11 protein-coding genes, 2 rRNA genes and 4 pseudogenes (1 of these 17 running past the window's edge) are annotated in these 20,000 nt (G+C 73.1%); 7 read left to right on the plus strand and 10 right to left on the minus strand.

From position 1 onward, the window contains the following. The 7 genes and pseudogenes from KPL57_RS61645 to KPL57_RS61680 all read right to left on the minus strand — a co-directional run. Positions 1–313: STAS domain-containing protein (locus KPL57_RS61645; RefSeq protein ID WP_226359044.1), on the minus strand; the 313-nt coding region annotated here is incomplete at its 3' end. 49 nt (positions 314–362) lie between these two features. After that, positions 363–2,252 (minus strand): SpoIIE family protein phosphatase, encoded by a 1,890-nt coding sequence (locus tag KPL57_RS61650; RefSeq protein WP_226359045.1) that lies wholly within the window; start codon positions 2,250–2,252, stop codon positions 363–365. Then, a complete protein-coding gene (locus KPL57_RS61655; RefSeq protein WP_226359046.1) occupies positions 2,135–2,494 on the minus strand; it encodes a hypothetical protein in 360 nt (119 codons plus the stop codon). Before KPL57_RS61655 ends, KPL57_RS61650 begins: the two co-directional genes overlap by 118 nt. A gap of 128 nt (positions 2,495–2,622) precedes the next feature. Next, positions 2,623–3,381: pseudogene (locus KPL57_RS73530) on the minus strand (PAS domain-containing protein); the annotation flags it as partial. Between the two features lie 136 nt (positions 3,382–3,517). Then, positions 3,518–5,305: pseudogene (locus tag KPL57_RS61670) on the minus strand (ATP-binding protein); the annotation flags it as partial. Positions 5,306–5,698: 393 nt separating this feature from the next. Beyond that, positions 5,699–6,559 carry an alpha/beta hydrolase gene (locus KPL57_RS61675; protein ID WP_226359048.1) on the minus strand — a complete coding sequence of 287 codons (861 nt, stop codon included), beginning with the start codon at positions 6,557–6,559 and terminating at the stop codon, positions 5,699–5,701. Further along, complete coding sequence (locus tag KPL57_RS61680; RefSeq protein WP_226359049.1) at positions 6,559–8,868, minus strand: carboxypeptidase-like regulatory domain-containing protein; 2,310 nt, start codon at positions 8,866–8,868, stop codon at positions 6,559–6,561. Before KPL57_RS61680 ends, KPL57_RS61675 begins: the two co-directional genes overlap by 1 nt. Positions 8,869–9,121: 253 nt before the next feature. Here KPL57_RS61680 and KPL57_RS61685 point away from each other — a divergent pair, with 253 nt between their 5' ends. The 3 genes and pseudogenes from KPL57_RS61685 to KPL57_RS61695 all read left to right on the plus strand — a co-directional run bounded on the left by KPL57_RS61685 (position 9,122) and on the right by KPL57_RS61695 (position 11,964). Continuing rightward, positions 9,122–9,394, plus strand: coding sequence for a hypothetical protein (locus tag KPL57_RS61685; protein ID WP_226359050.1), 273 nt, complete (start codon positions 9,122–9,124; stop codon positions 9,392–9,394). A 167-nt stretch (positions 9,395–9,561) separates the two neighbouring features. Further along, positions 9,562–11,120 (plus strand): annotated as a pseudogene (gene malQ / locus KPL57_RS61690) (4-alpha-glucanotransferase). Positions 11,121–11,148: 28 nt separating this feature from the next. After that, positions 11,149–11,964, plus strand: coding sequence for a 2-keto-4-pentenoate hydratase (locus KPL57_RS61695; RefSeq protein WP_226359051.1), 816 nt, complete (start codon positions 11,149–11,151; stop codon positions 11,962–11,964). Positions 11,965–11,975: 11 nt separating this feature from the next. Here KPL57_RS61695 and KPL57_RS61700 read toward each other — a convergent pair whose 3' ends face one another. Beyond that, the gene (locus tag KPL57_RS61700) at positions 11,976–12,854 is read right to left on the minus strand and encodes a diacylglycerol kinase family protein (protein WP_226359052.1); all 879 of its coding nucleotides are present in this window, start codon (positions 12,852–12,854) and stop codon (positions 11,976–11,978) included. 53 nt (positions 12,855–12,907) lie between these two features. On the opposite strand from KPL57_RS61700, the gene KPL57_RS61705 reads away from it, so the two are divergent. The 4 genes and pseudogenes from KPL57_RS61705 to KPL57_RS61720 all read left to right on the plus strand — a co-directional run bounded on the left by KPL57_RS61705 (position 12,908) and on the right by KPL57_RS61720 (position 17,383). Continuing rightward, on the plus strand, positions 12,908–13,708 hold the full coding sequence (locus tag KPL57_RS61705) for an SDR family NAD(P)-dependent oxidoreductase (RefSeq protein WP_226359053.1): 801 nt from the start codon (positions 12,908–12,910) through the stop codon (positions 13,706–13,708). 80 nt (positions 13,709–13,788) lie between these two features. After that, the gene (locus tag KPL57_RS61710) at positions 13,789–14,163 is read left to right on the plus strand and encodes an RNA-binding S4 domain-containing protein (RefSeq protein ID WP_020625426.1); all 375 of its coding nucleotides are present in this window, start codon (positions 13,789–13,791) and stop codon (positions 14,161–14,163) included. 20 nt (positions 14,164–14,183) lie between these two features. Further along, the gene (locus KPL57_RS61715; protein ID WP_226359054.1) at positions 14,184–15,287 is read left to right on the plus strand and encodes a quinone-dependent dihydroorotate dehydrogenase; all 1,104 of its coding nucleotides are present in this window, start codon (positions 14,184–14,186) and stop codon (positions 15,285–15,287) included. 420 nt (positions 15,288–15,707) lie between these two features. Next, positions 15,708–17,383: pseudogene (locus KPL57_RS61720) on the plus strand (IS1634 family transposase). 377 nt (positions 17,384–17,760) lie between these two features. On the opposite strand, the gene rrf reads toward KPL57_RS61720, so the two are convergent. Both rrf and KPL57_RS61730 read right to left on the minus strand, forming a co-directional pair. Then, positions 17,761–17,877 (minus strand): 5S ribosomal RNA (gene rrf / locus KPL57_RS61725). Positions 17,878–17,981: 104 nt separating this feature from the next. Continuing rightward, positions 17,982–20,000 (minus strand): 23S ribosomal RNA (locus tag KPL57_RS61730) (it continues 1,070 nt past the right edge of the window).

Genomic DNA, 20,000 nt, shown 5'->3' on the forward strand with positions numbered 1-20,000 from the left:
CCCCGCGGGTGTCCGGACAGGTCGGGTCAGGCGCCGTCGTCGTCGGACATGCCGATGACGGTGTCGAGACCCGACAGGACCAGCGAACGACGGGCCCTGGCTGCCGGCAGGCGCGACGAGAGGTCAGCGCGCGGCCCTCCTGCCCGCATCCGCGCGCGACCTCCGACAACAGGGCCATCCCGGCGCTGCTGACGAACGCCTCACCTGGCAGGTTCAGGGTGATCGGCAGCCCGCGGTCGACGTGCTCCATCAGCGGGGCCCGGATCGCCGAGACCCCACCGAGGTCGAGGTCACCGACGATCCCGATCCGCACACCGTGCGCGTCCGGGACGGCCCGCAGCCGGGCCCGGACGGTGCCGTCGTCACCCTCGCCGGACGAGGTGTCGTCCCGGTCGCGGTCCGCCGTTTCGGGCTCCCCCGGCGACGAACTCCACCGGCGGGCCCGCGCCCGGGTGCCCACCTCGACCGGGATCGCGGGCAGCAGGAACCGCACGGGTGGTGCCGGAGTCCGACGCGTCGATGTGCACGTCCCCGGCGAGCTCGCGGATGAGCGCGATGCCGCGGGCCGCGGTAGCCGGGGTCGGCCGGCGGGGCCGCCAGCGTCCGCCGTCGGTGACGCGCACCGCGACCGAGCCGTCCGCGGTCAACGCCAGGTCGACGTCGACGCCGGCGCGCCCGTCGGTGTCCTCGGGCAGGTAGGCGTGCTCGATGGAGTTGGTGACGGCCTCGCCGACGGTCAGCTGCAGGTCGCTGACCGCGTCCGGGCCCATCCCGCACCGCGCGGCCCAGGCCGCCACCGCGCGACGCAGCGGGGCGAGCCGTTTCGGGTCGGCCTCGATCGCGATCCGCAGCGGCGGCGGCATCAGCCGGGCGACGACGACGACCGTGTCGTCCGGGATGACCATCCCCTCGGACATCCGGTGCAGCAGCGTGTCCGCCATGTCGCGGGGCTGCGCGGCGGACAGCTCGTCGAACGCGGCGGACAGCCGGGCCAGGCCGTCGTCGATGACCTCGTCACGGCGTTCGAACAGACCGTCCGAGCAGAGCAGGATCGTCTCGCCGGGTTCCATCCGGTCCACGGCCTCGGGGAACGGGGGCCGACCCGAGATCCCCAGCGGCACGCCGCGGCCCTCGGACAGGGTCCGCACCCCGTCCGGGCCGGCGACCAGCGGCGGGGGGTGCCCGGCGCTGGCGTAGCGCATCTCGCCGGACCCGGTGTCGATCGTCGCGATGGCCACGGTGCTGGCCATCGCGCCGCGCACCCGCAGCGCGTACTGGTCGAGCTGCTCGAGGGCCCGCGCCGGGGGCTGGCCGTTGACCAGGTTCGACGCGACCGCGGACCGCAACTGCCCCATCACCGCGGCCGCCGCCGGGCCGCGGCCGACGACGTCGCCGACGACGAGCGCCACCAGGTCGTCGCCGAGGTCCAGGACGTCGAACCAGTCGCCACCGGCCTCGGTGCCCTGGGTGCCGGGGCGGTAGCGGGTGGCCAGCGACAGCCGTTCGATGTCGGGCAGGCGCTGGGGCAGCAGGCTGCGTTGCAGGGTGACCGCGACCTCGTGCTCCGCCTGGTGCAGCTGGGCGCGGACGATCGCCTGCGCGCACTGGTTGGCGAGTGTGAGCACGAAGCTGCGCTGCTCGGGGGTGAACACCGGCTCGACCGGGAACCGCAGCCCGATGACGCCGATCGGGCGGGCCGCGACCATCAGCGGCACCGCGGTCTGCACCGGGTAGCGCCGTACCTCGCCCTCGGCGGGCTCCCCGGCGTTCCAGATCGGCTCGCCGCTGCTGACGGCGCGGCTCAGCGGGTGCGCGCGGCCGGGGGTGCGCATCGGCGGGCCGTCGGCCGGCCAGCCGGACTCGCGCAGCAGCGAGAGCGTGCCGCCCTCGTCGACCACGAGCACCGCGACCGCCTCGGCCCCGATCGAGATCCGGCCGTGCTCGACGACGACCTCGGCGACCGACTCCAGGTCGGTGGCCCTGGCCAGCCCGGTCGCGACCGCGCCGAGGCGCTCGGCGAGCCGGCGGGCCTCGGTCTCGGCCTCCAGCATCGAGGCCCGGTCCAGCGCCTGCGCGGCGAGCTCGGCGACGGCGACGGCCGCCTCCTTGTCCGCGTCGGACAGCCGTCGTTCGGTCAGCATGGCGACCGCGAGGACCCCGAGCGAGCGCCCACCGGCGACGAGCGGCAGGTAGCCGATGGTCTGGGCGTGGTCCGGTGCGATGCCGATGGCCGGGGGTAGCGCGTCGCCCACTCGTGCGCGGTGGTGAACCACAACGGCTCGTGCCCGGACAGGACCTCGGTGAACGCCAGCGGCGCGTCGGTCCGGATCCGGGCGGCCCGCTGCCACATGTCGCGGTCCCAGCCGTGCCCGGTGAGCGCCTGCAGCCACTCGCCCCGGACCTCCCAGAGCCCGGCGTGGTCGGCGGCGAGCAGGTCGACGATGTGGTCGGCGGCGATGGCGGCGACCTCACCGGGGGTCGCGGCGGCCGACATCTTGGCGGTGGCCCGGTGCAGCAGGCCCAGCGCTGGGCCGAGGCACGTTCCTGCTCCAGCAGGCGGGCGTTGTCGACGGCCAGCCCGGCCCGGCGGCCGATCTCGGACAGCAGGTCCAGGTCGTCGTCGGTGTAGGGGTCGCCGGTCTCGGTGCGGACGACGGTCAGCACGGCGCTGGTGCGGACGCGAGCGGGCAGCGGCACGACCATCACCGAGGTCATGCGCAGCCGGGTCCAGGCCCGGCGCTGGGTGGGTGCGAGCCGGCTCAGGACCTCGTCGAGGTGGGCGGCGTCGAGGATCTCGGGGCGGCCGTCGTCGGCGGCGGGGACCAGCGGGGCGAGCCGCCACAGCGAGGGTTCCAGCGCCGAGCGCTCCGCGGCCACGGCGAGCGTGCCGGTTCCGGTGACCGCGTCGCCGTCGTGGACGACCGCGATGTCGGCGAGCCGGTCCTCGACGACGGCCCGGACGAGCTGGTCCGTGCGTCCGGTGCGGGTGATCTCCCGTTCCAGGGACTCGGCGACCTCGGAGTAGATGCGGTGCCGGCGCTGCTCACGGTGCTGGACGTCGATGTCGAGACAACCGCCGACGTAGCCCGCGGAGCGTTCGCCGTCGCGGACCGGAGCGCCCCGGTCGAGCACCCAGCGGTAGCGGCCCGCCCGGTCCAGGAGCCGGTACTCGACCTCGAACGGCGCGTGCGCGCGGGCGGCGGCGGAGGTCACCGAGCGGTAGCGCTCGCGGTCGTCGGGGTGGATGCGGCGGCGCCAGTCGTGGCCCAGCTCCTGCACGGCGTCCTCGACGCCGGTGAAGTCCAGCCAGCCGCGGTTGACGAACAGCCGGTGCCCGCCGGGGTCGTCGACCCAGATCAGCGCCGGGGTGGAGTCGGCCATGGCGCGGAACTGCAGCTCGGCGGCCCGCCGGACCCGGCCGAGATGCAGGTGGTTCGCGACCCGCGCGAGCAGCTCGCGGGCGGAGAACGGGCGGACCAGGTAGTCGTCGGCGCCGGCGGCGAAGCCCTCGACGGCGGCCCTCCTCCCCGGCCCGCGACGACAGCAGCACGACCGGCACCCCGACCGTGCGGGGGTCCGACCGCAACGCCCGCAGGAGCTCGATGCCACCGTTGCCGGGCAGCGCCGCGTCCGCGACGACCAGGTCCGGCGGGTCGGTGCGGGCGGACTCCAGCGCGGCCGAGCCGTCGGCGACGACCCGCACGGTCCAGCGTTCGGTGAGCAGGTCGCGCAGGTAGCCACGCATCTCGCGGTCGTCGTCGACGACGAGCACCCGGTCTCGGTGGTCGACCTCCAGCCCGTCGACGACCGACCCGTCCACCGAGCGGCCGCGGGCGAGGACCGGCGGGACGTCGGCGGGCTCGTCGGGGAGCCAGCGCAGCGCCTCCGCGACGTAGGGCGCGGCGAGCTGCGGAGCGGATCGGGACCCGACCCGGGCCCGGACGAGGCGTTCGGGGGGCAGATGGGCGAAGCCCAGCGGCAGCCGCACGGTGAACGTGCTGCCCGCGCCGGGGTCGCTGGTCGCGCCGATGGTGCCGCCGTGCAGGCGGACCAGCTGGCGGATCAGCGGCAGGCCGAGGCCGCTGCCGTCGCCGCTGCGGCCGTGCCGCCGGGTGGGCCGGTGGAAACGGTCGAACACCGCCTCCAGCTCGCCGTCCTCGATGCCGGCGCCGGTGTCGGAGACCCGCAGCACGACCTGCTCGCCGTCCTGGGCGAGGTCGACGGTGATCCCGCCCTCGCGGGTGTACTTGACCGCGTTGCTGAGCAGGTTGAGGACGATCTTCTCCCAGGCATCGCGGTCCACCCAGACCGGCCGGGCCTGCGGCGGGCAGGACACCGACAGCTCCAGCCCGGCCCGTTCGACGACGGGCGCGAACGCGTCGACGAGCGCCGCGGTGGTCTTCCCGATCTCGGTCGGCGCGAACATGCCGTCGTACCTGCCGGTCTGCAGGGCGGAGACGTCCAGCAGACCGTCGACGAGCTTGAGCATCCGCTGCGCGTTGCGCTGCGCGAGCTCCACCTGGGTGCGGACGGCGGCGTCGTCGTGGTCGCGCAGCCGCTCCAGCGGTCCGAGGACGAGGGCCAGCGGGTCACGGAACTCGTCGCCGAGACCGGCGTAGTACTCGGCACGGGCCTGCTCGACCAGGCCGGCGTCGTCGCGCCGGTCGCGCTCGCGGTCGCGGGCGAGCGCGGCGGTCAGCAGGCCGCCGATGGTGCCCGCGATCAGCCGCAGGAACAAGCGGTGGTCGTCGTCGAGCGGGAGCAGTGGCGGCGCCCCGATGACGACGGCGACGCCGGTCGACCCGTCGGGGGTGTACACCGTGGACCGCACGACGTCGGTGACCGGGACGCCGTCGTTGCCGTGGACCTCCACCGGGTCGACGGCGAGGAACTCGACGTCGGTGGCGCGGTCGGAGTCGAGGCCGTCCGGGAGCCAGTCCGCGGGCGGCGCGTCGATGCGGACGGTCGCCAGTGGGCCGGAGTCGGCGCCGATCGCCGTCACGACGGCGCAGCCGACGTCGTCGGGCAGGTCGGTCAGGACCGTGCAGAGCCGTTCGACGGCGATGTCGAGGGTCGGGGCGTCACGGGACACCTCGCCGAGCGCGGCCAGGATCGTCATCCGCCGGCCACCGACCACCTGGGCCGTGGACTCGGCGGTGAAGACGATCAGACCCCGGACGTCGCCGTCGGGGCCACGGACGGGGGTGGCGGAGTAGGTCCACCACGTCGCCTCCGGCACGTCCCACCGCCGCAGCACCAGGCGGTCGTCGCGCCGGTAGATGCCGTCACGCCGGCCGCCGAGCATCTCCTCCAGAACTCCGGAGAGATGAGCGAAGGCCTCGGGCCAGGCGTCGCGCAGCGGTGTGCCGAAGCCCCCGGGATGACGCAGGCCCGCGTGCGGGACGAACTCGTCGTTGTAGAACACCACGAGCTCGGGTCCCCACCACGCGACGAGCGGCTGGCGGCTCTCCAGGATGAACCGGATGGTGTCCTCGAGCTCGCGGTCCCAGGTGTCGCGCGCGCCGAGCGGGGTCGCCGACCAGTCGATCGTCGCCAGCAGGTCGCGGACGGGGACGTACTCGTCCTCCGTCCGCCGGTCGAACCGATCCACCGTGCGCGCCACCCCGTTCTGCCGTTCCGGCCCCAGGATCGCACCACCGGTGCGGATCCGGCGCGGTGAGGCGGGAGATCGCTCGGGTCAGGTCACCCGACGGGCCGCGTCGCGGTGCCGGTCGAGCCAGTCCCGCAGGTCCGCGAGCGGGGCCGCCCGGCCCGGTTCGTGGTAGATCTCGTGCCAGAAGTCGTCGTACCAGAGCACGGTGGTGTCGGCGGACCCGGAGCGCTCGTCGAGCAGCCGGGTGCCCGCCGGGTCGGTGAGCCGGTCCGCGGTGCCGTGCTGCACGAGCAGCGGGATCCGCAGCTCGGCGGCCCGGACGGGCAGCTCGGCCATCTGCCGGTAGATCTCCGCGCCGAGGGCCAGTGTGGGGCGGCCGTGGTGCACGAGCGGGTCGGCGTCGTAGTCGGCGACGACGGCCGGGTCCGAGCTGATCGCGGACGTGTCGATCCCGACCGGGCGGACCGTGGGCAGCACCTTCGCGACGACCGACAGCAGCGGGACGAGCGCGGCCGGGACGGCGTCGGAGGCCAGCGCGGGAGCGGACAGCACGAGTCCGTCGAGGCGGTTCTGGTGGCGCAGCGCGTAGGCGAGCGCGATCTGGCCGCCGAGGCTGTGCCCGAGCAGGAACACCGGGATGCCGGGGTGGCGGGCGATTGTCTCGCGACGGAACGTCTCGAAGTCGGTGAGCAGGTCGTCGTAGCGGCGGACGTGCACCCGGGTGCCGCCGGAGCGGCCGTGGCCGCGGTGGTCGAGGCCGTACACGGCCCAGCCGTCGGGGACCAGGGTGTCGACGACGGTGGCGTAGCGGCCGGAGTGCTCGCCGATGCCGTGGCTGACGAGCAGGACGCCGGGCGGCTCCTCGGCGGGGAGGCGGCCCTGCCAGAACAGCTCGATGCCACCGACGCCTGGGAGCCGGCCGTGGACCTCCGTGGTGCCGGTCATCAGCCCGCCAGGTCGTGCCGCACGTCGTCGCCGGCGACGAGCTCGACCTCCACGCCGGGGCCGTCGCCCGCGGCGAGCAGGTAGCGGCCGGGATCGAGGTCGGTGAGGCGGTAGGTCCCGTCCGCCGCGGCAGACGACGAGGCGACCGGGTCGCCGTCCTGGGAGAGCACGACGACGCTGCCCGCGGGCGCCGAGCCGTGAACGGCGGCGGCAGCGACCAGGCGCAGGGTGGTGCCGGCCTGGTCGTCGCCGACGGTGCAGGTGGCGACGCCGGGCAGGTACCCGTCGGCACGGGCGACGACGACGAAGGCCCCGGCGCCCGGCGCCGTGACCTGCGCCGTCCCGTCGGCGTCGGTGGTCGCGGAGCCGAGGGGCCCGCCGGAGCGGTCGCGCAGCGCGACCTCGGCGCCGCGCAGCGGGGCGTCGGTGGCGTCGACGACGCGGACCTCGACGTCCTGCGGCGCGGTGCCCGGTACGACCGTCGACGGCGCGGGGCCGGTCCGGGGAACGGACAGGGCCACGTCCTCGGCGCGGTCGGGGCGGACGGCGGTGGTCGGGCCGGCGTGCACGGGGGCCTCCTCGGCCTCCGGTGCGGTCGTGGACCGCTCCGGGATGGTGGGGTCCGGGGTCGGGGCCTCGGCCTGCGGGTCCTGCTCCTGCAGTCCCTGCTCCTGCGGCTCCTGCTCCTGTGGTCCCTGCTCGTGCGGCTCCCGGTGGAGCGGGGCCGGGGCGGTCGTGTCGGGCGCGGTGGCGGCGACGGGGGTGTCGTCGGCGGTCGGGCCGTCCTCCGTCGGGCCGTCCTCCGTCGAGCCGTCTCCCATCGGTCCTCGAACAGGGGCGACCTCGGGGGCCGCGGTGTCGTCGAGAGCCGCGGTGTCGTCGGGAGCCGTGGGGTCGTCTGCGGTGTCCTCTGTGGGGCCGCTGTCGGCCGCGGGCGTCCCGCGCAGCGACGGAGCGAGATGCCGCGGTCCGCTCCCCGGACGCGCGGACCGCAGGACCCGCGGGGCGGGCCGAGGCGGCGGCTCGGGGTTGTCGCCGGTCTCGCGCGCGGCGCGGCCGCCGGCGGCCGCGAGCCCGATCGACGGGATCCGGCTCACCGGGGAGGTGTCGGTGGCGGTCTCGGGCGCGCCGGCCTGCTCGGGGACGCGGCCCGCCCAGGCGTGCGGGGTCGAGATGCGGTCCCGGGCCTCGCGGAACTCCCGCTCGGTGTCCGGGTCGGCCGGGGCGCGCACCGACGTGCGCTCCGACGGCAGTGCCGTGACCCGCCGGACCAGGTCCGGGTCGAACGGTGCGCGGGGCTGGGCCGTGGTGGCGGGCTGGGCCTCGTCGACCTCGGCGTCGCCCTCCTCGCCGGCCTGCTCGTCGGCGGCCTGCTCGTCGCCGGCCTTCTCGTCGGCGGCGGCCCCGGCGGCGGCGCCGGCCGCAGCAATCCCCGCGGCGGTGGCCCCGGCGGTGGCACCAGCGGAGGGGGTCCCGGCGGACGCGGCACCCTCGGTGTCCTCCGAGGACGCGGCGGCGGGCTCCCCGGTGGCGGTCGTCGACGTGTCCCCGACGACCGCGGTCCCGGAGGTGGGCGTGCTGATGTCCGGCGCCGAGCTGTCCGGGCCCGGGCCGCCGGCCACGGTCACCTCGTCGGCGGCGCGGGCGGCCGGGTCCGCGACGGCCCGTCGCCGCACGAACGGAGTCGGGGCCGGGGTCCGCCGGACCGGTGCCGGCTCGACGGGCTCGAGCGGCTTGCCGTCCTTGAACCCGCGCGACCAGGGCGGGCCGACCGGCCCGGCGCTCACGTCGGGGGTGACCCGCGGGACCGCCGGCAGCTCATCGGTGGGGTCGGCCGCGCCGACCGCCTCGGTGATGTCGGGCGCCGACGACGAGGGGCCGAACTCCTCCACGGTGTCCGCGACGGCGGGGGTCCGCGGACGCTCCTCCCGCGGGCCGACCACGGCGACGGGCGTGGTCGCGGAGGCCGCGTCAGCGGGATCGTCGTCCACCGCGGCGGCGGTCCCGGTGCCCGCACGGTCCGTGGACTGCTCCTCGTCGGCCTCGGGCTCCGGCAGGTCCTCGTCCACCGGGGACGCCGGGGAAGGGGACGCGGGAGGTGCCGGCGACGGGTCGGGCGCGGGCCTGCGAGACCCGTCGTCGAGGCCGCGGGCGCGGCGGTCGACGAGATCGGCGACGGTGCGCGGACGGTCCTCTTCGGACGACGCGACGTCGTCCTCCCGGCCCCGTCCCCACCGCAGGAACCCGGCGATCCCGACGGCCACCAGCACCACCACCACAACCAGCCCGAGCAGGGCCCACGTCGACATCTGGAAGTCCTCCTGCCGGAGCTGCGCGAACCGTCGTCCACGACACGGTGCGGCCCAGGAGGAGGTGCCCGTCGCCGGGCCCCGCCGCCCGGCCGGTCACGGTGACCCGCTCGGCGCATCCGGCGACGCACCGTAGCACCGCGGACCCCCTGACCGGGGGTGAGCGGAGGCGTCCCGCGTGTCGGTCACCGACGTTGCCCGTCTCACCCCGTGCGGCCGGGCCGGACCGCTGCTCATCCGCCAGGATCGACCCATGACCAGCGACCCGGTGACCCCCGAGCTCGCCGAGATCGCCGACGCCCACGGCGTCGCGACCTCGTACCTCGACGGCAGCAGGACCGAGCAGCGGATCGACGCGGAGGTGGTCCGCACCGTCCTCGGGTTGCTGGAGGTCGACGTCGCTTCCCCGACGCGGAACGCGTGGCACTCGCCGGGGCCCGCGAGCGCGCCGGCGCCGGGGCACTGCCGCCGACGATCGGGCTGCGCAGCGACCGTTCCCGCGCCGTGCCGGGCCGCGGGCGGCTGACCGCCGTCGACGGCGCGCGGGGCGAGCAGGGCTGGGCCCGTGACGTCGACGGCGAGCTCCCCGCCGGGCTGGAGCCGGGCCGCTACGCGCTGGAGACGACGGCCGGGCGGGCCCACGTCGTCGTCGCACCGCCGACGCTGCCCGACCCGCCCCGGACCTGGGGCTGGATGCTGCAGCTCTACGCCCTGCACTCGCGCGGGTCGTGGGGCATCGGCGACCTGGGAGACCTCACCGCGCTGATCCGCGGCGGGCACGGGGCGGGCGCGGTGCTGCTCAACCCGCTGCACGCGATCACCCCGGTGCCGCCGGTGCAGCCGTCGCCGTACACGCCGTCGTCGCGCCGCTACGCCACCCCGTTGGCACTGCGGATCACCGACCTGCCCGCCTACGCGGCCGCCGACGCCGTCACCCGCGCCGAGGTCGACGCGCTGCGTCCGGAGACGACCGGTGACCGGATCGCCCACGACCGCGTGTGGGCGGCGAAGCGGTCCGCGCTGGAGGCGCTGTGGCGCAGCGCCGGCCACCCCGACGGCCATCCCGACGACGACCTGCGCGACTTCGCGACCTACTGCGCCCTCGCCGAGCGCTACGGCGGCCGCTGGTCGCTGTGGCCTGCGGAGCTGCGCCGGCCGGACGGTCCCGGGGTCGCCGCGGCCGCGAGGAACTGGCCCCGCGGGTCGCGTTCCACGCGTGGGTGCAGCGCCAGGCCGAGGCCCAGCTGGCCGCGGTCCGCACCGCCGCGAAGGACGCGGGCATGCCGGTCGGGGTCATCCACGACCTCGCCGTCGGCTGCGATCCCGAGGGTGCCGACGCGTGGATGCTGCAGGACGTGCTCGCGCTCGACGCGACGGTCGGTGCGCCGCCGGACGCGTTCAACCAGCGCGGTCAGACGTGGGGCCTGCCGCCGTGGCGCCCGGACCGGCTCGCCGACACCGGCTACGCCGCGTTCGGCGACATGACCCGCGCGCTGCTCGCGCACGCCGACGGCCTGCGGATCGACCACGTCATGGGGCTGTGGCGGCTGTGGTGGGTGCCGTCCGGGCAGACCGCCGACCGCGGCACCTACGTCCACTACGACGCCGACGCGATGCTCGCCGTCCTGCTGCTGGAGGCCCACCGCGCGGGCGCGCTGGTCGTCGGTGAGGACCTGGGCACGGTGATCCCGCGGATCCGCGAGGACATGGCCGAGCGGAACCTGCTGGGCTCGACGGTGCTGTGGTTCTCCCGCGACCCCGACCCGGTGACCGGCGGCGACGACGGTCCGCTGCGCCCGCCGCGCCGCTGGCCCGAGCGGTCGGTCGCGACGATCTCCACCCACGACCTGCCGACCGCGCCCGGGTTCCTGGCCGGCGAGCAGGTGCGGGTGCGCGCCGAGCTGGGGCTGCTCGACGACCCGACGACCGAGGAGGCGAAGGCGGGCGCCGAGCGGGACGAGCTGCTGGCGCTGCTGACCGCGGAGGGGCTGCTCGACTCCCCGGACGAGACCGACGAGGACACGATCGTCGTCGCGCTGCACGCGCTGCTGGCGTCGGCGCCGTCGCGGCTGGTCCTGGCCTCCCTCTACGACGTGCTGGGCGAGACCCGGCAGCCCAACCTGCCGGGCACCGTCGACGAGTACCCGAACTGGCGGATCCCGCTGCCGGTGTCGTTGGAGGACGCGCTCGCCGACGACCGGGTCCGCCGCGTCGCCGAGGTGCTGCGCGCCCGGACCGGCGACGACGACTGACCCGCGGCCCTGGCAGGATGCCGCCCCGATGAGCGTCGAGAACACCTCCGCGGGAATGGACCCGACCGCCGTCGACCTCGTGCGGGCCGACGGCACCGCCGGTGCGCTGTGGCAGGCCTGGACCACCGGCGAACGGATCGCCGCGCTGCCGGAGCTGCTGCGCCCGCGCAGTCTCGCCGAGGGCTTCAGCGCGCAGCGCAGGCTGTCGGAGCGGGCCGGGCCGTCCTACGGCTGGAAGCTCGCGGCGACCGCGCCCGCCGGGCAGGCCCACATCGGCGTGGACGCCCCGCTGCCGGGGGCGCTGTTCGAGCGGTTCCGGCACTCCCCCGGCGACGTGGTGCCCTCCGACGACCTGCACATGGCCGTCGCCGAGGCGGAGTTCGCGTTCGTCATGGGCGCGGCGGTCGGCGCCGACGCGACCCGCGAGGAGGTCCGGGCCGCGGTCGCCGCTGTGCACGGCGCGGTGGAGCTGCCCGAGTCGCGGTTCACCGACTTCGTCGCGGCCGGGGCACCGTCGATGCTGGCCGACGCCGCGTGCGCCGGACGGTTCGTGCTGGGCCCGGAGCTGCCCGGTGCCCTCGACCTGGACCTCGCGTCGACCCCGACCACCCTCCGGGTCGACGACGCCACGGCGACCGGCTCCGGCGCGGCCGTTCTCGGCGACCCGTGGGCGGCACTGGCCTGGCTCGCCGACGTCCTGCCCGGCTACGGGCTCCGGCTGGAGGCGGGCACGGTCGTCACCACGGGGACGACGACCACCCCCGTGCCCGTGCACCGCGGCGCCCGGGTCCGGGCGAGCTTCGGCGACGACCTCGGCTCGGTGGAGTTCAGCCTCGCCCCGTGACCGGCCGGGCGTCAGCGCACGACGTTCAACGCCCCCGCCGCGCAGCGGATGCGGATCGCGGTCCCGGCCGCGACCTCGTCGACCTCGCCGTCGATCTGCACCGGCATCGGCCCGCACGCGGTGAACCGGAAGTCCGATGTGGACGGCTGCCGACCGAGTCCGGAGAACGCAGCCCGGGCGGCCACCCACAGCTGCTTCCACTTCGGACGGTGCTCCAGCAGCACGACCTCGAACCGGCCGTCGTCGGGACGGCTGGTGGCCGACAGCTCGGCGACCTTGGCCATCTCGCCGATGTTGGCGAAGACCAGGTTGTCGATCCGGCGCCGGTCGCCGCGGGAGAACTCCACCTCGAACGGGGTGAACGCCCAGAACGCCCGCACCGTGGTGATGACCTCCCGGATGCTGCCCTTGCCGCCCTTCTCGATCTGCAGCGCGACGACCGGGGTCAGCCCGAACCCGATGTAGGAGTGCGCGTAGCGCGGCGGGTCCTCGTCGCGGTGCATCTCGAGCAGGTCCATCGGCTCGGGGCGGCCGTCGAGGATCGCCTCGGCCAGCGGACGCCGTGCGGTGACGCGGTCGTGGTCGTTCGCGTTCCCGGCGGCCAGGACGGCGGCCGCGGCGGAGGTGCCCGGCACGTCCATGATCCCGTTGACGACCTCGTTGTAGCCGCCGTCGCCGGACGCCGAGACGATGAGCGGGCGCCCACCGGCGGACGCGGCGTCCCGGGCGATGACCCGGGCGTGCCCGGCGTACTCGGTGGGTACCAGCCGCACGCTCAGCTCGGGCCGGGCGGCGTGGAGCTCGTCGCGCAGCTGTTCGGCGAGCACGTCGGCATCCCCGGTACTGCCCGGGTTGAAGACCACCAGCACGGAGTCGATCGGCTCAGCCACGCGCACACCGTAGACGCCTGCGGCCCCGCCACCGTTGCGGCACGGTGGGAGTCATGGATCTGCAACTGAACGGGCGTCGGGCGATCGTGACGGGCGGGAGCCGCGGCATCGGGTTGGCGACGGCCAGGGCGCTCGCCGCCGAAGGCGCCCGGGTCGCGTTGTTCGCGCGTGACGCCGGGGCCCTGGAGTCCGCCGCGGCCGCGCTGCGCGCCGAGGGGGCACCGGAGGTGCTCGCCGTCGCCGTCGACACCACCGACGACGACGCGGTCCGCCGCGGCGTCGCCGTGGTCGCGGACCGGCTCGGCGGGGTCGACGTGCTGGTGAACGCCGCCGCGCGACCGGCGAGCGCGGGCCCGCCGACCGACCTGGCCTCCATCACCGACGACGCGGTGCGGGTCGAGCTGGAGACGAAGGTGCTCGGCTACCTGCGGTGTGCGCGGGCCGTCGCGCCGCTGATGCGCGCGCAGGGGTGGGGCCGGATCGTGAACGTCAGCGGTCTGAACGCGCGGAAGTCGTCGTCGCTGGTGGGGTCGGTGCGCAACGTCGCGGTGGCCTCGATGACGGCGGCGCTCGCCCAGGAGCTGGGTCCGCACGGCATCAACGTGACGGTCGTGCACCCCGGTGCCACCGAGACCGAGCGGACGCCCGCCGCCCTCGCCGCGCGGGCGGAGTCGGCGGGGATCACCGAGGCGCAGGCGCGCGCGGAGCTCGAAGCGACGACGACGATCGGCCGCATCACGACCGCCGCAGAGGTCGCCGACGTCATCACCTTCCTGTGCTCGCCCCGTTCGGTCGCCGTCACCGGGGACGCCGTCGCCGCGGGCGGAGGGACACCGGGGGTCGTGCACTACTGAGGCCCGGCGAGCGGACCGCCGCCGCCCGACCGCAAGGCCGGATCGGCCCGGACGGCCCTCCCGGATGGCACGATGGTCGAATGGAGGGGACCCGCGTGGACCGGTGGCTGTGGTCGGTGCGGCTGGCCAAGACCCGCGCCGACGCCGCGACGGCCTGCCGCGGCGGGCACGTGCGGATCAACGACCGGCCTGCGAAGCCGGCCGCGACGGTGCAGGTCGGTGACCGGGTGCGAGTGCGGGTGTACGACCGGAACCGGATCGTCGAGGTCACCCGGGTGATCGAGAAGCGGGTCGGCGCGCCGATCGCGCAGGAGTGCTACATCGACCACACCCCGCCGGAGCCGACCGCCGCGGGACAGCCGCTGTTCGCCCACCGCGACCGCGGGGCGGGGCGTCCGACGAAACGCGACCGCCGGATGCTCGATCAGCTGGGGCTGTCCCGCCGCACCTCCTAGGCCGGTGTGAGGATGGGGGCATGTACGACGCCCTCATGCGCCACGTGCTCCGGCACCTCCCGTCCGAGCCCGCGCACCGGATGGGGTTCGGTGTGGTCCGCGCACTCGGGACCGCGCCCGTCGTGGGTGAGCGGGTCGCGGAGCGGCTCGCCCCGTCGGACCCGGTGCTGCGCACCCGGGCGCTGGGTCTGGAGTTCGCCGGCCCGCTCGGTCTGGCCGCCGGTTTCGACAAGGACGCCGAGGGTGTTCTCGCACTCGGCAGGCTCGGGTTCGGCGCGGTCGAGATCGGGACGGTGACCGGGCGGGCGCAGCCCGGGAACCCACGGCCCCGCCTGTTCCGGCTGGTCGACGACGCCGCCCTGGTCAACCGGATGGGCTTCAACAACTCCGGTGCCGGGACCGTCGGGCCGCGCCTCGCCGCGCTGCGCACCCGCCCCGGACCGGGGATGCCGGTGCTGGGGGTCAACATCGGCAAGAGCAAGGCGGTGCCCGCCGAGGACGCGGCGTCGGACTACCGCGCGAGCGCCGCAGCGCTGGGCGCCTACGCCGACTACGTCGTGGTCAACGTCAGCTCACCGAACACCCCAGGTCTGCGGGACCTGCAGCAGGTCGACGTACTGGAGCCGCTGCTCGTCGCGGTGCGCGAGGAGCTGGACCGGGTCTCCGGCGGACGTCGTGTGCCGCTGCTCGTGAAGATCACCGTGGACCTGGCCCCGGAGGACCTCGACGCCGTGGCCGACCTGGCCCGGCGCCTGCGCCTCGACGGGGTCGTCGCCACGAACACGACCGTGTCTCGCGACGGTCTCCGCACCGCTCCCGACGTCGTCGCCGCGGCCGGTGCCGGCGGCTTGTCCGGACGCCCGTTGACCGAGCGTGCCCGGTCGGTCGTCCGCCAGCTGCGCACCCGGCTCGACGACGGCCAGGTCGTCATCTCCGTCGGTGGGATCGCCGACGCGGAGGAGGCCTACCGGCGGATCCGCTCCGGTGCGGCGCTGGTGCAGGCCTACACCGGGTTCATCTACGGCGGTCTGCTCTGGCCCGCGCGGGTCCACCGGGAGCTCGCGGCGCTGCTGCGCGCCGACGGGTTCTCGTGTGTCGACGACGCCGTGGGTGCCGATCTCTGAGGCCTTGTGGCTGGTGTGCCGCCGGCGGCTGTTCTCGGCCACTGGGTCCCCAACCTGGATTCCGCCGTTGTGTCCCCTCTCGGCGTTCTTGTCCTCTCTCGCCGGTGGTGCAGTGTCGCGGCTCGCCGGTAGTGCCGGGTCACGGCTCACCGGTGGTGCAGGGTCACGGCTTATCGACGGTCCAGAGTCGGGGTGGAGCAGCGTCGGTGGTGCAGCGTTGTCGGTGGGCCGGGGGTCGCCGGGGCCCCGGCTCCGGGCCGAGTCCCCGCCTACTCTCACCCGCCCTGCCTTACCGCGCCTCATCTATCCTGACTTTGGTCACCCGAGCCTGGTTTCGCAGCTTGTACTGCGCTGAGCTGCGGTGATGTGTTTGCGCGGGAGCGGTGTGAGGCACTAATTCGGTGCTCTACGCTCGGTCAGGTGGCGTGGGTGAGGCGGGTACGGACGGCCTCCGGGCGACCGCGGTCCAGATCGCCGAGTCCGTGCAGGGCCATCGACGGATCGTGGCCCATGTCGGGTCAGCGCACACCGAGGCCGAGCTGGGCCTGCTGGTCGAGCAGGCCCGTGGGCTGATCGACGACGCTGCACAGCAGGCCCTGGATCTGGGCGTCGCGCCGTCACCCCGGCGGGCCGAGCTGATCGCGCCCACCGCGGCCGGCGGTGCCACGCAGGAGGGGCTGTTCGGCCAGATGCCGCGGCGCGCCCCGAGCACCACAACCCGGCGGGTGGGTGCGCCGCAGGTGATCACGACCGGGTCGCGGGTGCTGTTCGACATCCTCGCCGAGGTCTACGCGGGCCTCGGGTTCGCAGAGGTCGCTGATGACACGTTCCGCGACCTGGTGATCGCCCGGATCGTCGAGCCCACGTCCATCCTGGACACCGGTCGGGTGCTGGCCGGTCTGGGCGTCACCGCGGCGAGCGAAAAGACGATGCGCCGCACCCTGCTGCGCTGCACCGGGCGCAGCTACCGCGACGAGATCGCGAGGGCCTGCTTCACCCACGCCCGTGGCAGTGGGGATGTGTCGTTGTGTCTCTACGACGTCACCACCCTCTACTTCGAGGCGGAGAAGGAGGACGACCTGCGCAAGGTCGGGTTCTCCAAGGAACGCCGGGTCGACCCGCAGGTCGTCGTCGGGCTGCTGGTCGATCGCGCAGGGTTCCCCCTCGAGATCGGCTGTTTCGAGGGCAACAAGACCGAGACCGCGACGATCCTGCCGATCATCGAGGCCTTCCGGGCCCGACACCAGCTGCCGGTCGAGCCGGGCGGGATGGTCGTGGTCGCCGACGCAGGGATGCTCTCGGCCGCGAACCTGCGCGACCTCGACGAGGCCGGCCTGCGGTTCATCGTCGGCTCCCGACTCACCAAGGCCCCGGTTGACCTGGAGTCGCACTTCCACTGGCACGGCGACGCCTTCGTCGACGGGCAGATCATCGACACCCTCACACCACGCGACCGCCGCACCGGGCGCAGCGAGAACAGCCCGAAGGTCAAGGCCGAGCCCGTCTGGAACCCCAACCAGCATCCGGGATCCTGGCGGGCGGTCTGGGCCTACTCCACGAAGCGGGCCGTCCGGGACCGGCGCACGTTGACCCTGCAGGAGAACCGGGCCCGCGAGGTCATCGCCGGCGAGAAGCCCGCGCGCACACCGCGGTTCGTCAAGGTCACCAACGGCTCCCGCGCCCTGGACGAGGCCTCCTTGGCTCGGGCATACCGGTTGGTCGGGTTGAAGGGCTACGTGACCAACATCCCGGCCGGCGGCGCAGCGGCCGGGGAGATCATCGGCGACTACCACGACCTCTGGCACGTCGAGCAGTCCTTCCGGATGAGCAAAACCGACCTACGCGCCCGCCCGATGTTCCACCACCAACGCCAGTCCATCGAAGCGCACCTGACCATCGTGTTCACCGCCCTCGCAGTCGCCCGCGAGATCCAGAACCGCACCGGGCTCACCATCCGCAACGTCGTCCGCCAGCTCCGACCACTGCGCTCGGCCACCATCGCCATCAACGGCACCCAGCAGACCTTCCCGCCCGCCGTCCCCGCCGACAAACAGGCCCTCCTCGACGCGCTCCGTCAGCCCGCGGCGAAGCACTAAGACAAGTGACCGAAGTCAGGTGCCTTACCGCGCCTCATCTATCGCCGCGGGTGCGTGTTCGACCTCGCACACCGTCCTGCGACCTCGCAGCCCTTGCAGCAGATGCGAGGTCACAGAAACCTGTGCAACGTGCCCCGCCCGGCTCACAGCCGGCGCAGAACAGAACGGGACGGGAGGGGGCGGGACGGGGAGGGTGCGACTCCACAACCGAAAGCGGGGCCCCGAGCACAGGCACACAACGCCCCGCACCCCGCCGGCCGCACTGTGGGCAGCGCTGTCGTGCCCTGGCAGCCTACGAAGAGCCGACCGGAACAGAGCCCAGAAAACAGGAAACGCCCCGGACAATGAAGTCCGGGGCGTTTCCAGTTCATGTTGAATGTCGGCGGCGACCTACTCTCCCACACCCTGGCGAGTACAGTACCATCGGCGCTGGAAGGCTTAGCTACCGGGTTCGGAATGGGACCGGGCGTTCCCCTACCGCAATGACCACCGACAACACTATTCAACAAACCCCCACACAAACATGGGGGGACCTACGAACACACAACCCGCACAGGGTTGTGGGCTCAGGGTCACACAGTGGATGCGAACAACTCGTTGTGGCAAGCCCTCGGCCTATTAGTACCGGTCAACTCCACCCCTCACAGGGCTTCCATCTCCGGCCTATCAACCAGTCATCTCCTGGGAGCCTTACCCACTCAAAGGTGGTGGGAGACCTCATCTTGGAACAGGCTTCCCGCTTAGATGCCTTCAGCGGTTATCCCTCCCGAACATAGCCAACCAGCCGTGCCCCTGGCGGGACAACTGGCACACCAGAGGTTCGTCCGTCCCGGTCCTCTCGTACTAGGGACAGCCTTCCTCAAGTCTCCAACGCGCGCGGCGGATAGGGACCGAACTGTCTCACGACGTTCTAAACCCAGCTCGCGTACCGCTTTAATGGGCGAACAGCCCAACCCTTGGGACCTACTCCAGCCCCAGGATGCGACGAGCCGACATCGAGGTGCCAAACCATGCCGTCGATATGGACTCTTGGGCAAGATCAGCCTGTTATCCCCGGGGTACCTTTTATCCGTTGAGCGACACCCCTTCCACAAGGTGGTGCCGGATCACTAGTCCCGACTTTCGTCCCTGCTCGACCCGTCAGTCTCACAGTCAAGCTCCCTTGTGCACTTACACTCAACACCTGATTGCCAACCAGGCTGAGGGAACCTTTGGGCGCCTCCGTTACTCTTTGGGAGGCAACCGCCCCAGTTAAACTACCCACCAGGCACTGTCCCTGAACCAGATCATGGCCCGAGGTTAAGACACCCAATTCGACCAGAGTGGTATTTCAACAACGACTCCACCACCACTGGCGTGATAGCTTCACAGTCTCCCACCTATCCTACACAAGCCGAACCGAGCACCAATACCAAGCTATAGTAAAGGTCCCGGGTCTTTCCGTCCTGCCGCGCGTAACGAGCATCTTTACTCGTAGTGCAATTTCGCCGAGTCTGTGGTCGAGACAGCGCCCAAGTCGTTACGCCATTCGTGCAGGTCGGAACTTACCCGACAAGGAATTTCGCTACCTTAGGATGGTTATAGTTACCACCGCCGTTTACTGGCGCTTAAATTCTCCGCTTCGCCCCCGAAAGGGACTAACAGGTCCTCTTAACGTTCCAGCACCGGGCAGGCGTCAGTCCGTATACATCGTCTTGCGACTTCGCACGGACCTGTGTTTTTAGTAAACAGTCGCTTGGGCCTGGTCTCTGCGACCGGCCATCCCTAGCCCGCACAGGGCATCAAGACAACCGGCCCTCCTTCTCCCGAAGTTACGGAGGTATTTTGCCGAATTCCTTAACCACAGTTCGCTCGATCGCCTCGGTATTCTCTACCTGACCACCTGTGTCGGTTTGGGGTACGGGCCGCAACAGCACTCGCTAGAGGCTTTTCTCGACAGCATGGGATCACCCTCTTCGCCTCAATCGGCTACGCATCACCTCTCACCCTTCACGACCCCCGGATTTACCTAGGAGATCAGGCTACAGGCTTACACCACGACAACCACCGCGTGGCGGAGCTACCCTCCTGCGTCACCCCATCACTTGCCTACTACCAGATCGGATCCCACGCTCCCCCACAAACAACACTCCCGAAGGAGCGAAGGTGGGTTCGGATGGTTAGCATCACCAGCCTCGGCATGGACGCACTATCACGAGCACGGGAATATCAACCCGTTGTCCATCGACTACGCCTGACGGCCTCGCCTTAGGTCCCGGCTCACCCTGGGCGGAACAACCTGGCCCAGGAACCCTTGGTCATCCGGCGGCAGAGATTCTCACTCTGCATTCGCTACTCATGCCTGCATTCTCACTCCCACACCCTCCACCCGTAAATCACTCCCGGGCTTCACCAGACGCAGGACGCTCCCCTACCCAACAACACCACAAAGATGTCATTGCCACGGCTTCGGCGGTGCGCTTGAGCCCCGCTACATTGTCGGCGCAGGACCACTTGACCAGTGAGCTATTACGCACTCTTTCAAGGGTGGCTGCTTCTAAGCCAACCTCCTGGTTGTCCGGGCGATCCCACATCCTTTCCCACTTAGCGCACGCTTAGGGGCCTTAGCCGGTGATCT

The sequence above is a fragment of the Pseudonocardia sp. ICBG601 genome, from assembly GCF_020496245.1.